This is a genomic window from Streptomyces sp. NBC_01260, assembly GCF_036226405.1.
In the GTDB taxonomy this organism is placed as follows: Bacteria; Actinomycetota; Actinomycetes; order Streptomycetales; family Streptomycetaceae; genus Streptomyces; species Streptomyces laculatispora.
The window spans coordinates 2,783,828-2,797,660 of sequence record NZ_CP108464.1; the positions used below are offsets into that span (position 1 = coordinate 2,783,828).

13 protein-coding genes and 1 pseudogene are annotated in these 13,833 nt (G+C 68.5%); 7 read left to right on the forward strand and 7 right to left on the reverse strand.

The annotated features are described in order from the left end of the window. Nucleotides 1-618 precede the first annotated feature (618 nt). Nucleotides 619-1,788 carry a hypothetical protein gene (locus OG322_RS11940; RefSeq protein ID WP_124284941.1) on the forward strand — a complete coding sequence of 390 codons (1,170 nt, stop codon included), beginning with the start codon at nucleotides 619-621 and terminating at the stop codon, nucleotides 1,786-1,788. Nucleotides 1,789-2,015: 227 nt separating this feature from the next. Here OG322_RS11940 and OG322_RS11945 read toward each other — a convergent pair whose 3' ends face one another. The 3 genes from OG322_RS11945 to OG322_RS11955 all read right to left on the reverse strand — a co-directional run bounded on the left by OG322_RS11945 (nucleotide 2,016) and on the right by OG322_RS11955 (nucleotide 4,704). Next, nucleotides 2,016-2,495: an Ig-like domain-containing protein gene (locus OG322_RS11945; RefSeq protein ID WP_123461397.1), complete on the reverse strand. Its 480-nt coding sequence runs from the start codon at nucleotides 2,493-2,495 to the stop codon at nucleotides 2,016-2,018. Nucleotides 2,496-2,712: 217 nt separating this feature from the next. Next, nucleotides 2,713-3,729: an IPT/TIG domain-containing protein gene (locus tag OG322_RS11950; RefSeq protein ID WP_329306393.1), complete on the reverse strand. Its 1,017-nt coding sequence runs from the start codon at nucleotides 3,727-3,729 to the stop codon at nucleotides 2,713-2,715. A 228-nt stretch (nucleotides 3,730-3,957) separates the two neighbouring features. Then, nucleotides 3,958-4,704, reverse strand: a complete 747-nt coding sequence (locus tag OG322_RS11955; RefSeq protein ID WP_123461395.1) for an IPT/TIG domain-containing protein — start codon at nucleotides 4,702-4,704, stop codon at nucleotides 3,958-3,960. A 634-nt stretch (nucleotides 4,705-5,338) separates the two neighbouring features. Between OG322_RS11955 and OG322_RS41540 the strand changes: the two genes are divergently transcribed. After that, a complete protein-coding gene (locus tag OG322_RS41540; RefSeq protein WP_405699631.1) occupies nucleotides 5,339-5,725 on the forward strand; it encodes a hypothetical protein in 387 nt (128 codons plus the stop codon). 339 nt (nucleotides 5,726-6,064) lie between these two features. Further along, a pseudogene (locus OG322_RS11965) lies at nucleotides 6,065-6,589 on the forward strand (toll/interleukin-1 receptor domain-containing protein); the annotation flags it as partial. A 253-nt stretch (nucleotides 6,590-6,842) separates the two neighbouring features. Here the strand turns inward: OG322_RS11965 and OG322_RS11970 are convergent. After that, entirely contained in the window at nucleotides 6,843-8,261 is a 1,419-nt protein-coding gene (locus OG322_RS11970) for an ATP-binding protein (protein WP_124284937.1), read from the reverse strand. Nucleotides 8,262-8,618: 357 nt separating this feature from the next. Between OG322_RS11970 and OG322_RS11975 the strand changes: the two genes are divergently transcribed. The 3 genes from OG322_RS11975 (at nucleotide 8,619) to OG322_RS11985 (ending at nucleotide 9,804) form a co-directional block, all read left to right on the forward strand. Next, on the forward strand, nucleotides 8,619-8,945 hold the full coding sequence (locus OG322_RS11975; protein WP_329306394.1) for a hypothetical protein: 327 nt from the start codon (nucleotides 8,619-8,621) through the stop codon (nucleotides 8,943-8,945). A gap of 333 nt (nucleotides 8,946-9,278) precedes the next feature. Next, on the forward strand, nucleotides 9,279-9,548 hold the full coding sequence (locus OG322_RS11980; RefSeq protein ID WP_072483971.1) for a type II toxin-antitoxin system Phd/YefM family antitoxin: 270 nt from the start codon (nucleotides 9,279-9,281) through the stop codon (nucleotides 9,546-9,548). After that, complete coding sequence (locus tag OG322_RS11985) at nucleotides 9,541-9,804, forward strand: type II toxin-antitoxin system RelE family toxin (RefSeq protein WP_266411062.1); 264 nt, start codon at nucleotides 9,541-9,543, stop codon at nucleotides 9,802-9,804. The genes OG322_RS11980 and OG322_RS11985 overlap by 8 nt, the downstream gene beginning before the upstream one ends. Before the next feature lie 83 nt (nucleotides 9,805-9,887). Here OG322_RS11985 and ychF read toward each other — a convergent pair whose 3' ends face one another. Next, complete coding sequence (gene ychF, locus OG322_RS11990; protein WP_123461369.1) at nucleotides 9,888-10,976, reverse strand: redox-regulated ATPase YchF; 1,089 nt, start codon at nucleotides 10,974-10,976, stop codon at nucleotides 9,888-9,890. Between the two features lie 337 nt (nucleotides 10,977-11,313). On the opposite strand from ychF, the gene OG322_RS11995 reads away from it, so the two are divergent. Continuing rightward, a complete protein-coding gene (locus OG322_RS11995) occupies nucleotides 11,314-11,865 on the forward strand; it encodes a DUF6542 domain-containing protein (protein ID WP_123461368.1) in 552 nt (183 codons plus the stop codon). Between the two features lie 29 nt (nucleotides 11,866-11,894). On the opposite strand, the gene ppgK is transcribed toward OG322_RS11995, so the two are convergent. Next, nucleotides 11,895-12,632 carry a polyphosphate--glucose phosphotransferase gene (gene ppgK, locus OG322_RS12000; RefSeq protein WP_123461367.1) on the reverse strand — a complete coding sequence of 246 codons (738 nt, stop codon included), beginning with the start codon at nucleotides 12,630-12,632 and terminating at the stop codon, nucleotides 11,895-11,897. A 143-nt stretch (nucleotides 12,633-12,775) separates the two neighbouring features. After that, a complete protein-coding gene (locus OG322_RS12005) occupies nucleotides 12,776-13,765 on the reverse strand; it encodes a 4-hydroxy-3-methylbut-2-enyl diphosphate reductase (protein WP_185095383.1) in 990 nt (329 codons plus the stop codon). Nucleotides 13,766-13,833: the final 68 nt, after the last annotated feature.

Here is a 13,833-nt window from a genome sequence, read left to right on the forward strand (position 1 = left end):
TTTCACGGTACGGCCGGAAAAGAACGAGAGGCAAAGACGAAATGACAGCAGGCGCTATAGGTAATCCCTATGGCATTCCCCCCGTTGTCTTTTTCGCGGTGCTGCAAGAGGGCCGCCGGCCTCCGGGATCCGGGATCCGGCCCGACAGAACCTGATCGACCACGTCCGGCAGGTCATGGCGCACGGTGGCGGGACCTCCGCGCAAGCCGGTGCGGGAGAAAGCCGGTTCCTGGCCGTCGATACGCTCCCCGCGGGGACGCGCGACGGAGCCGACGGGCTCGGGCTCACGTCGGCACGAACACCGCCGGGACCCCGCTCAGTTACCCGAACCAAGGCCGGACATGAAGAAGGCCGGACAGCGATCGCCACGTGCCGCGCCGGGCGGCACCGCCCTCTCGCACCTGGTCACCCGCTAGGAATCCGGCCGGGCGGCGTCATCCAACGACGGCGGTGAGCTGCTGGTGTGGGCCGTGCATGTCGGGCATCGCGCCACCGTTCACAGCACCCGCCCCTCCCTCACCAGGAGCCCGTGCGATCGGTCGGAATCCGCTGGAGGTGGCGCACCACTGCCCAGGCCGGCCGTACCGAGTTGTCGGTGGTGGCTGCTTTCATGGCGCCATGAGCACCGTGCACGAGACCGCCGCCCTCCTCCCCGACCCCACCCAACTCCGCGTCCATCTGCGCGCGTTGGCCGTACTGGACGCAACGATCAGCGAGGATGCGCAGTCCTGCTGCTACACCTTCGACGCCGACTGGGCCCCCGGAGAGGAGGCAGCCCTGATGGCGAACGGCTCGGGAGACGACTTCTCCGTCGTCTTCACCGCAGCCGGCGTACTCATACGCGGCTTCGACCACGAGTCGAAGATGAGCCCGTACGGAACGGAGGACGAGCAGGTCTGGCCCGGCGTCATCGACGAAGTGCCCCTCGCGCTGCGCCCGATCCTGGACGAACCCGCCTTCCACGAGGAGGGAATCGACGCCCCACGTGTCACCACCTGCCTGTGGCAGGCGACCGGCGACACGGCCTGGCGCACCGGCTCGGCCATCGCCTTCCCGCCCGGCAGCAAGCACCCGGACGGCTCCGGCTCGCTCTTCCGCCTCCTCGCCGACCGCTCGCCCGAGGCTGTCCAGGCCCATTTCGAGGACTACTACGAGCGCCCCGTCCCCCTCGACGCCGTCCGCCATGTCCTCGCCGGACATCCCCTCACCGCCGCGATCGCCGCAGCCCTCAGCCCGACCACCGTCTCGGACAACGCCATGCTCCACAGGGTCGCGGCACATTCCGAGGCTGCTTCCTACCTGTCCTGCGATGGAGAGTTCGACCTCGCGCGCACCGACCCGATCGAGCGGATCGCCCTGCCCAACGGCCTTCCCGTGGAGCCGGTGGCCGGCTGCAACGCGGGCGGCACCCACTACCTCTGCGGCCCGGCCGCCCCCGGCAGCCCTCGCCCCGTCCTCTACACCGACTCCGAGGGCCGGGCCTCCCTGATCGCCGAGTCACTCGCCGAGGCCCTGACCCTCACCATCGTCCTGCCGTCGTGGCACGACGCCCTGGCCGGCTTCCGCCCCCCGGCCCTCAACTCCGACTACCTCGACGACAACCCGGACCACCCCGCGGTCCGCGACCGCCTCCTCACCGCCCTCGGACTCCCCCCGGCCACCGAACGGGAAGTCCTCGGCCGCCTCCTCGCCACCGCCGCTCGCACAGTCCCCGACGGCTTTCTCCCGCTCGTTCCCGATGAGGAGGACTCCGCCTTCGAGCCGATGCTCGAACTGCCTGCCGACTAGGGTCTTTCGTTTGGATCAGGAGGGATCAGGGAGCGGGGCCCGGTGCCGCGCGTGGCAGGCGGAGGAGGGAGTCAGATGAGGTCTCCCTGCTCGAGCGAAGCCGAGAGCTTGGGGAAGGATTCATGGCGGCCGACGACAACGCCGCGAGGTGCGGTGCCGGACCCCCCGAGCCCAGCCTGATCCAAACGAGAGGCCCTGGGTGTTCTGTCCACGGAGGTTGGTGACAGCTAGTGCCCGGAGATGTTGACGGTGTTGTTGATGTCACCCACGGAGAAGGCGATCAGGCCACCACAGGCGAGGAGGCAGAAGCCGGGGGTCGGATCGGGCGGCGTCGGAGCCGAGGTGGCCTGGACGGTCGTGGTGCCGTTGGAGGCGTCGCACTCCGCGTTGCCGTTGTAAGCGGCGGTGATGGTGTGCGAGCCAGCGGTGGTGAACGTAGCGGTGTAGCCGGCCTGGCCGTTGGCGTTCACGAGCACGGTGCCGAGCAGGTCGCCGCCGTCGAAGAACGTCACGCCGAGCCCACCGGTGGCGTCGGCGGGGCAGTCGACCGTGGCCGCCAGTTGCACCGGAGTACTCACCTCGGCAGACTGCGGAGTGGCCGTCACCGTGGTGCTCGACGATACGGCCCAGGCGGGCGAGGCCAGCCCCAGTACGGCGGCCAGGGCTGTGGCGACGACCAGTCTCCCCCTGCGCGGTGTGATTCTCACGGGTTCGGCTCCTTGTTCTGTCGTCGGGCCTGCGGATCGCGGGCGCCGTGGAGCTTCACGCTATGGCGGTCCTTTTGCCCCGCGGGGAGGCCGCGCCCACAAGTAGCCTGGTTGGGTCAGCGGCACAGAACCGGTCGTCGGGCAGCCGAACGGGCGCGCGGCACAAGGACTGGTACGAGGTGTTTTTACGTCGGCTCCTCGCCCCGTCGTCCCGGTGTCAGATGCCGGGCGCGGCGACCCGGGTGTAGGTCGGCCCAGGGCTGCTGCCGCCCGCCGTCGTGACGCTTACAGCGACCGGACCGGCGGGACCCGCGGGTGCGATCGCGGTGATCTGTGTGGCCGACGCGACGGTGAATGGCACGGCCGTCCCCCCGAAGGTGACGGCCGAGGCGGTGGCCAGGTTCGTGCCGGTGAGGGTGACCACGGCGCCTGCGGATGTCGGACCGTTCGTGGGTGCCAGTGCTGTCAGGGTGGGCGTGCCGACGTATGTGAAGGCGACGGGGTTGCTCGTGCCGCCCGGGGTGGTCACCGTGATCGGTGAACTCCCTGTCCCCGGCGGGGCGGTGGCCGTGATCTGTGTCGCCGACACCACGGTGAAGGAGGCGGCGTTGGTGCTGCCGAACCATACGGCACTGGCGTTGAGCAGATTGCTCCCGGTCAGTGTGACCACCACGCCACCGGCTGTCGGGCCCTGGGCGGGGCCGCCACTGTCGAGGGCGGGAGGCGCGGCGTAGAAGAAGAAGGCGTCCGGGGCGCTGGTGCCACCCGGTGTCGTGACGGTCACCGCTGCGGCCCCGGCACTCCCGGCGGGTGTCACAGCAGTGATCTGGGTGGCCGTGTTCACCATGAACGAAGTCGCCGGGATCCCGGCGAAGGTGACCGTCGTGGCCCCGGTGAACCCGGTTCCCGTGAGGGTGACACTGGAGCCGCCGGACGTCGGACCGCTGCTGGGCGCCACACTCGTGACCACCGGCACCTGCGCCAAGACATAGGTGAACGTCACCGAGTTGCTGTTACCGGTCGGATGGACGACGGTCACCGTCGCCGCACCCGCAGCGCGGGGCGGGCTCACAGCGGTGATCTGGGTGGCCGAGTTGACGGTGAAGGAAGTCGCGTTGGTACTGCCGAACCGTACGGCGGTGGACCCGGTCATCCCGGTGCCGGTAAGGGTGGCGGTGGTGCCCCCGGTGGTGGGCCCTTGCGTGGGATTGATGGTGCTGATCGTGGGCGGCATGAAGGTGCTCCTATGGCAGCCTGGACAGAGCCCGGGACAGTGCGAATGTCCGGTCCGGGCCGGGATAAACCGTCGTGTTCATGGCGTCGGTGGCGTCGGCGAATGAGGGCCGTCCGCCCACCATGGATCAGGTGGCCGGACGGGGAGAGGGCGGTGACCACCGCTCGGGGAGCGGTGGTCAAGGCAGGCTGCCGCCCGGTGAGGACCGGGCGGCAGCGGGGACGACGGTCAGATACCGGGAGCCGCGACGTAGGTGAACGCGTCGGCGGCCGTGTCGGAACCGGCCGGGTTGGTCACCACCACATCGACCGCGCCGGCGGTGCCGGGCGGGGTCACCGCCGAGACCGTGGTGGAGTTCACCAAGGTGAACGGTGCCGTGGTGCCGTCGAAGGTGACCGACTCGGTGGTGCCGAGGTTGGTGCCGGTGATGGTGACCCCGGTACCGCCGGACGTCGGTCCGGAGGTGGGCGTCACAGCGGTCACTGTGGGGACGTCCACGTAGGTGTAGGACAGACCGTTGTTCGTTCCACCCGCGGTGGTCACGCTCACTCCCACGGGGCCCGCTGCCACGCCCGCCGGCACGGCGACGGTGAGCTGGGTGTCGGAGACGACCGTCGGCGTTGCGGCGTTGGCGCCGAACGACACACTGGTGGCCGTCGCCAGCCCAACACCGTTGATCGTGGCCGTGTTGCCGCCCGCCAGGGGTCCTGATGTCGGCCCGAGCGAGGACTTGAACGGGGCTCCGACGTAGAAGAACGGAATCGGGTTGCTCGTGCCACCCCCGGTGGTCACGGTCACTCCGATGCTGCCGGCGCCCGAGGGCGACACAGCCGTGACCTGGGTCGGCGAAACGTTGGTGACGGCGGTGGCCGGCTTGGTGCCGAAGGTGACGGCGGTGGTGCCGGACAGGTTCGTACCGGTGATGGTCACCAGCGTGCCACCGCCGGTGGATCCCTGGTTCGGAGAGATAGGCATGGAGGGACTCCTCGCTGACAGGACAGGGACAGAGGACACAGCCGAACCTGGGGACCTCCGGGCCACCCTTCGCGGAAGGCCCTTACTGGAGGACGGACAGCTGAATCGTGTCGCCGGTCAACGGAGTTCCTTCGTGGACGCACAAAGAAAAAGCCGGCAGACGCCGCCCTGTACCATGATCCCCGGTTATGGGATGGGCGGCCCACCGGTTCGCTGCTTCAAGTACCCCACAGGGAGCCATCTCTGGCAAGGTGTCAATCACGGCACTCGGATGGCTGAGGGCCTTCGGCGGGCGCTCGGTACCACCGGCGCACGCCATCGGCCTCCGCCCCCGGTCAGCGCAAAACAGACCAGTCGGCACCGCGTAAGCGGCACCGACTGGCGATCCAACCCCGTCCGGGTGCCCATCGTGATCCCGGCGGACCTGCACCCTCCCCACGTGTGGAGGGAACAGCCCACCCCGGCACCACGCTTCCCGAGCGGTACGGGCTGCCCAATGGTTGGAATGCGTCCAGTAACACAGGGTCCCGGCATATGCCACAAGCCCCAGGTCACTGCGTCACCCGATCGGAGTATCGTGCGCGAGGGGTGTGCTCGAAGCACGGGCTTCGTTTTGCGCGGCGGTGTCACCACCTTGTTCGCTGCGCTGAACACCACCGCCGGCGAGGTCATCGGCTCGCTCCACCGCCGCCACCGCGACGTGGAGTTCGGGAATTTCCTCGTCGAGCTCGACAAGGAAGTCCCCGCCGACCTCGACGTCCACCTGATCTGCGACAAGTACGCCACACACAAGATCCCCGCCAGCCAGAAGTGGCGCTGGCACACCAGGGAGCACCTGGTCGAAGAGTCCCGCACCTGGCCCCTGCTGGAAGCCTCCGAAGCTCCCGCCGACGACAACATCTTCGTCGCCCCCACCTGGATCGACGGGCGCTGCGACTTCGTGAACGACTGGACCCTGCCCGTGATCCTGTCCTTCTCGATCGCTACTCTCCCGGTGCCGGAGCAGCCGCGCCGTACGTGATCTGCAGCCCGCGCTGGCACGCGTACTCGCCCCCGCGCACGGCTGACACAGACTCGAGCCGCCCGGCTCGCCGGACTACCCGGCCCCTCCGGCCCTCCGGATCCCACGATCCCTGGCTGAACCCTCTGATCACCGCTCGACGCGTCGCATCGCGCCCCCGGCTTCTTCGGGCTGCCCGCGACCAGTGACGCACCAGGCGGCGCCCCTCCATCCGCACGCCCTCCCGTGGATGCGCCATGCCGTCCACACGGTCGGGACCTCATGGCCCGGGCGGACCGGAGCCCCGGTCCACAGCCCCGTGCCCGTTCACCCCGTCTTCCTTTCACGAAGGGAACCTTCATGCCCGACGTCTTCGTCAACTACCGCACAGGCGACGAGGAGTCCGCAGCGACCATGATCGCTCGGGAACTCGCCCGTCGGTTCGGCGACGAACGGATCTTCTTCGCCAGCAACTCGATCGAGCCCGGACGCCGTTTCCCGGCGGAACTGGTCAGGGCGGTGGAGGAGTGCGAGGCTCTCCTCGCCGTGATCGGCCCGCGCTGGGCAGAGGTGCGGGGGGCCGACGGCCGCCCCGCCCTCGAAGCCGAGCAGGACTGGACCCGTCGCGAGATCCAGACCGCGCTCGACCGCGGGGTCCTGGTGATCCCCGTGCTCGTCGGAAAGGCCACGAGGATCGACCGCTCCGTCCTTCCGGACGATCTTCTGGAGCTGGCGGACTGCCAGTACAGGCGGTTCGACCACCGCAACGCCGAATCGGACCTGGCGGCGCTCGGCGACACCCTCGCCCGGCTCCTGCCCGAGCTGGGTGCGGTGGACCGCGACGCCCGTGCGGCGCGGGAGCGGGCGGAGGCGAAGTCCCGCAAGCTTCTGGGACACCTCGCACAGCCCGCACCGGCCCGCCGCACCTCGCGCACAGGACGAGGACGACGAGGACAGGAGCTGATCCGGTAGACGGTCGGTCCTGCGAGGCTCCCCCTTCACCGCACACCGCGGCGGGGGAGCCTTTCCTGTCCCGGGACCTGGGCACGAGGAGGCTCAGGACCGCCAACGCTGCACAACAGCGCCGGTAAGCGACCGAGGCCTCACCGACTCCCGTACCTCACCTGACATCCGCCACTCACAGCGGCCAGGCGGTCAGCAAATCGCCGGGGCCGTAGGTGGCGTCGAGCCCCGGACAGTCGACTCCACTACGCGAAACCGCCACGACTGGAACAGGTTCGTCGGTGAGGGCAGCCCGGTGCCGATGCAGAGCGGCCAAGTCATGCCGGTCGAAGATCGACTGCTCCAGCCACTTGATGGAGCCGACGAAGAACAGCTCCTTGGCGATGGGGGCGCGGTCGGCCCCGACGATATCGATCTCGATGTCGTTGGTGCGGGTCCAGTAGCCGCCCACTGCGGGGGCCGCGGGCAGCCGGTCGTCGGGCAGTATCCGCGCCAGGGCCTCACGGACAAGAGGCTCGACGGCCCGACCACGCCAGCTGGTCCAGTTCTCCCGGATGCGCGCCAAGGTCAGATCGCCCCGCCCCCGCTCGATCTCCTCCATCGACGGGCCGAGCAGGTGCAGCCAGAACCGCAGGTACGGATCTGTCACCCGGTAGCGGCGGTCCTTCGACGGGCGCAGCGATACAGGCAGCTCGCCGGCGACGATCCGTTTGTCCGTAAGCAGCTCCAGAGCTCGCTGCAGCGGTGTGGCCCCGATCCCGCCGGCTGCACGGGCGATATTGGTGAAGGTCCGCTCGCCACTCCCGATGGCCGTCAGCACCTTGCGCGCCTGTACCTGCGGGGGGAATTCGGCGGCCAGCGAACGCTCGGCCGACACCAGCAGGGCCGAGACCGGATCGCTCAGCGCCTCGCCGAGGAAGTCCCACAGCCCTGCGCCGCGCGGCCACTCTGCGCAGATCAGCGGCAGCCCGCCGGTGACCAGTGCGGCATCGAAGGCTTCCGCCGGATCCAGCCCAAGCATCTGCCCCACCTCGGCGGGGTTGAGCGGTCCCAGCACCATCTCCCGGCCGCGCTGATGGAAGGGGCGTCCGTAGCTGTTCAGTGCCTCCATCATCGACAGATCGGAGCCGATGAGGACCAGCAGCACCGGCTTGGTCTCCAGCACCCGGTCCCAGGCCCGTTGCAGCATCCCTTCAAAGGCGCCGTCGGTATCCATCAGGTACGGCACTTCGTCGATGATCAGAACGCTCGCCCGGTCGGCAGGCAGCGCCGCGGCCAGCACATCGAACGCGGCATCCCAGTTCTCCGGCCGCGCGGCGGCCACCAGCCCCGCCAACGGCAGCGTCGACACTTGGGCGTCCCTGGCCAGCCGTGCCAGATCATCCCTGGGGGATGCACCAGTCGCAGCGAAGAACAAGAAAGGGGCTCCGGAGCGCTCCGCAAACCGCTCGACCAGCCGCGACTTGCCCACCCGGCGCCGCCCACGCAACATCACGCACCGACCGGGCCGCTCCCCGCCGATCCCTGCCGCCACCTTCTGCAGCTCTCGCTCCAACGTCGCCAGCTCCTGGCGACGTCCTACAAAATCCACCACGTCTGGTCGACCTCCACCCATGAAACTAACAACAATGTTAGCAACATAGAGGTTAGCGATTGCCTTCGTGACCCTCGACAGACGTGTCGACTGAGCCTTGAGGCGTGGTGGCATTCTGCGCACAGGTGTGCACTCAGGGTTGTCGTTTCGAGCAGACCGCGCGCGTGCGCATCGTGTACGGGCAGGTGACACCGGAGGCGCTGTACCGACAGAACCGGTACCCGCGCACGGAATGATCGAGGTCGCAACCTGGACCAGGAACGTTCACTGCTTCCCAAGCCGTCCCCGCCTATCGAAATGACAGGACCCATGAAGAGTATCGATCACCCTTGCTTCGGGCACCTTGAGGTTCCGCCGATGGACGAGACGGAAGTCATCCGGGAAGGCGCAGCCGCGCTGGGAAGCAGTGAGGTCGAAGTCCGGCGGGCCGAAACCAGCTCCAGGCTGGATGCGGGAGAACTGGATGCGTTCGCGACGCACCTGGCCCACCTGCCGGCTCTGGACACCGCGACTCGCGCGGCAATCCGTGAGGACCTGCAGCAGGATCGCTATTTCATCGACCACCACGCCGCCGAATTCGACGACGTCGAGGTGATCAAACGCCTCACCCGGGAAGCGAACGGCGAAGCGATCAGCGCCGACGCGTTCACTGCAGCCATGCACCCCGTTCGGATCGGGCTGTGACACCTGATCGGCGAGGCCAAGGCCCGGATCGTCATGGACCACACGATCGACGAACTCCTCGCTGTCAAGGCGGCCCGCAACGGGTCCATGGTTTCCGTCGACCGGGAAAGCTGACGGCGTCAGCCCCGCCTCGGTGGTGGCAACCCGGCAGCACCGAACGGGGCACGGCGCATCGATCCTGGGCGCTGAAGCCCCGGACCGTGTCGGCGTGGGTAACAGAAAGAACTGCTCCCGGATCTCTGTCCCGGAATCAGCCACCCAATCGGCAGCTCATCCCAACGAGTGCATGCAACCCAGATTGTGTACACATGGCACACTCGGTACCTTTGGGGCATGACTCAGCCGCTGCCCATAGAGTCCATCCGCGACGTACGCGCTCACTTGGCCGAAGTCGTCGAACGGGCCGACCGCGACGACATGCCCACTGTCATCACCCGCCGCGGCAAGCAGGTCGCCGCCGTGGTCTCGATCGAGGTGCTGCGCAAGTACCAGGAGTGGGAAGAGCGCGAGATCAACCGCATCATCGACGAACGCATGGCGAGCCCGGCCGCCGGCGTCCCGATCGAGGACGTGATGAGGGAGACGCTGGCACGCAGTGAGTGACTACCGCACGGTGTTCCGACCCGAGGCCCAGGCCGAGCTTCGCAAGATCCCTCGCGACATGGCGCTTCGTATCCTGACCAAACTGACAGAGCTGGAGAGCGACCCTTTCGGCTTCAACACCACGGCACTTGTATCCCAGCCTGAGCGCCGCCGCCTACGAGTCGGCGACTATCGCGTCTTCTGCACCATCGACAACGGGGAACTAGTGGTGTGGGTCGTACACGTCGGACACCGCTCCACGGTCTACGACACGTAGCCGCTTCAGGTTCTGCGGACCACTGCGGACAGCACAACGGCCTGACCTGCCTTCTCGCAGGTCAGGCCGTTATTCACGTCCAATCACACGTTGAACCGGAACTCCACCACGTCCCCGTCCTGCATGACGTAGTCCTTGCCCTCCATGCGGGCCTTGCCCTTGGCACGGGCCTCCGCGACCGAGCCCGTTTCGACCAGGTCGTCGAAGGAGATGATCTCCGCCTTGATGAAGCCCTTCTGGAAGTCGGTGTGAATCACACCGGCCGCCTCGGGGGCCGTGGCGCCCTTCTTGATCGTCCAGGCGCGGGCTTCCTTCGGGCCTGCCGTGAGGTAGGTCTGCAGGCCCAGGATGTCGAAGCCGACGCGGCCGAGGGTGGCGAGGCCGGGCTCTTCCTGGCCCATGGACTGGAGGAGCTCCAGGGCCTCGTCGTCGTCGAGTTCGATCAGCTCGGACTCGATCTTGGCGTTGAGGAAGATCGCCTCGGCGGGGGCCACCAGGGCGCGCTGCTCGTTCTTGAAGTCCTCGTCGACCAGCTCGTCCTCGTCGACGTTGAAGACGTACAGGAAGGGCTTGGTGGTGAGCAGGTGCAGCTCGTGGAGGAGGCGGCCCTTCTCGGTGCCGGCCGTGATGCCCGCGTGGAAGAGGGTGTCGCCCGCTTCGAGGATCTTCTGGGCCTCCTCGACGGCGGCCAGGACCGCGACCTTCTCCTTCTGGAGACGGGCCTCCTTCGTGAGGCGCGGGACGGCCTTCTCGACGGACTGGAGGTCGGCGAGGATCAGCTCGGTGTTGATCGTCTCGATGTCGTCCTTGGGCGAGACCTTGCCGTCGACGTGGACGACGTTCTCGTCCTTGAAGGCGCGGATGACCTGGCAGATCGCGTCCGACTCACGGATGTTCGCGAGGAACTTGTTGCCGAGCCCCTCACCCTCGCTCGCGCCGCGCACGATGCCCGCGATGTCGACGAAGTCGACCGTCGCCGGGAGCAGCTTCTGGGAGCTGAAGATCTCCGCGAGCGTGTTCAGACGGGCGTCGGGGACGCCGACGACGCCGACGTTCGGCTCGATCGTGGCGAACGGGTAGTTGGCCGCCAGCACGTCGTTCTTGGTCAGGGCGTTGAACAGGGTCGACTTGCCGACATTCGGCAGGCCGACGATTCCGATCGTGAGCGACACGTTGGCGACTTCCTGAGGGGTGGGCGGGCTCGAATGAGGTCCGGCCCCGGTGGGCCGATTCTCCAGTTTACGGGCGGGGGCGAGCGCGTAACCACGGGTCCCGCCGGGTACCGATCCGGTTCCCATTGGGCCGTGTGGCATCGAACTCATCGCCAAGGTCGGCCAAAGCGCGTGTCCCGCACGTGATTCCTGCCGCTCGGCAACCTACGTTGTCCCGGTGGAGCAGCACAGGACACGTCCCCCGCAGCGCAGCCAGACCCAGCAGGCCCCGCTGTCCCCGCTGGGGACCGAGGGAGCCAAGGAAACAGTCGGCGAAGACGCCGCCGTCTATCGGGTGATGAGCACGCCCGCAGGCCGGGCCCGCCCGGTGGCGCCTGCCGTGCTCGCCCTGCGGCGACTGCCGAATCCCCGGCTGACCGGTATCGGCGCCGGGCTCTTCGCCGCCGCCGTCATGTTCGTGCTGGCCTGTGCGGACTGGCTGCTGTTCGACAGCTCAGCAGTCGTGTTCGGTGTGCTGTTCCTGCCGGTCAGCGCGCTGACCGCGTTCTGGGTGCGGCCCGCGGACCTGGTGACCGCGCCGATCAGCGTGCCGATCGCGTTCGCCGTCGGCATCATCCCGATCTCGGGCGGCACGGGCGGCTTCGGCGGGCAGACGATGGCCGTCGTCACCGCGCTCGCCGTCCACGCCGGCTGGCTGTACGGCGGCACGCTCGTCGCCGGGCTCATCGCGACCGTACGGAAGGTCCGGCTGATGCGGGCCCGGCAGCGGCGGATGCTGCTGGCCGCACAGACCGCGCGGGCGGCCGGGCATCCGCAGTCCCCGAGCCCCCGGCCTGCGGGACCGGCGCCCCGGGCCGCGGGACAAGCCCCCCGGCGTCGGCAGCGCTGACCGCGCCGGGGGTCGGCAGGGACCCGGCCCTAGCTGCCCCCTGCCGCCATGGCCGCGCCCACGATGCCGGCGTTGTTCTGGAGCTCCGCGGGCACCATCTCGGACCGTACGTGCTCGATCAGCGGCAGGAACTTGTCGGCCTTGCGGCTGACACCGCCGCCGATGATGAACAGTTCGGGCGAGAACAGCATCTCCACGTGGGCCAGGTACTTCTGCACCCGGTGCGCCCAGTGGTGCCAGCTCAGGTCCTCGTCCTCCTTGGCCTTGGTCGAGGCGTGCTTCTCCGCGTCGTGGCCGTTCAGCTCCAGATGGCCGAGCTCGGTGTTGGGCACGAGCCTGCCGTCGATGAAGAGCGCGCTGCCGATGCCCGTACCGAGTGTCAGCACGATGACCGTGCCCTTGCGGCCGCGCCCCGCGCCGAAGGTCATCTCCGCGATGCCGGCCGCGTCCGCGTCGTTCAGCACGGTGACCGGCAGGCCCAGCTTGTCGCTGAGCAGGGTGCGGGCGTCCAGGTCGATCCAGCCCTTGTCGACATTGGCCGCGGAGCGGGTGACGCCGCTGGTGACCACGCCCGGGAAGGTGATGCCCACCGGGCCCGACCAGTCGAAATGACCGACCACCTCGGCCACGCACCCGACCACGTCCTCGGGTGTGGCCGGGTGCGGTGTGAGTACTTTGTGGCGCTCCTGCGCCAGGTCTCCGCGGTCCAGGTCCACGGGAGCACCTTTGATCCCGGATCCGCCGATGTCCACGCCGAAGATCTCCATATGATCCACGGTACGGGCAGGCGGCCCGGCTCACTTCCCGGAGCGGAAACCCGAGCCCGAGCCTGAACCCGAGCCCGAGCCGGAGCCCGGCCCGGAACCCGAGCCGGATCGGAAACCCGATCGGATACCGGAACCGGGAGCCGTCATTCGGCGGACAGTGCCGCCGCCTCCGCGCGCAGGTCCCGGCGGAGCTCCTTGGGCAGCGAGAAGATGATGGACTCCTCGGCCGCCTTCACGATCTCCACGTCCTCGAAACCCCGCTCGGACAGCCAGGCCAGGACACCGTCGACCAGCACCTCGGGAACGGACGCGCCGGAGGTGACACCGACCGTGGAGACGCCGTCCAGCCAGGACTCCTCGATCTCGTCGGCGAAGTCGACCAGGTGGGCGTCGTTCGCACCCGCGCCGAGGGCGACCTCGACCAGGCGGACCGAGTTGGAGGAGTTCTTGGAGCCGACGACGATCACCAGGTCGGCGTCCGCGCCCATCTGCTTCACCGCGATCTGACGGTTCTGCGTGGCGTAGCAGATGTCGTCGCTGGGCGGCGAGATCAGGAGCGGGAACTTCTCCTTGAGCGCGCCGACGGTCTCCATCGTCTCGTCGACCGAGAGCGTGGTCTGGGAGAGCCAGACGACCCGGGACGGGTCGCGCACCTCGATGTTCGCGACGTCCTCAGGGCCGTCGACCAGCGTGATGTGCTCGGGGGCCTCGCCGGAGGTGCCGATGACCTCCTCGTGGCCCTCGTGGCCGATCAGGAGGATGTCGAAGTCGTCCTGCGCGAAGCGGACGGCTTCCTTGTGGACCTTGGTGACCAGGGGGCAGGTCGCATCGATCGTGGCGAGCTTCCGCTTGGCCGCCTCGTCGTGCACGGTCGGCGCGACGCCGTGCGCGGAGAACATGACGATCGAGCCCTCGGGGACCTCCGCGGTCTCCTCGACGAAGATCGCGCCCTTCTTCTCCAGCGTCTGTACGACGTATTTGTTGTGGACGATCTCGTGGCGCACGTAAACCGGTGAGCCGTACTGCTCCAGGGCCTTCTCCACGGCGATCACGGCACGGTCCACGCCCGCGCAGTAGCCACGGGGAGCGGCGAGCAGGACGCGTCGGGGTGTCGTAGCAGTCATGCGTCCCATCGTAAGGCCGTACCGAACAGGCGCGGGGCCGACGGGGTCGGGAGACTGATCACCACGCGAACAACGGA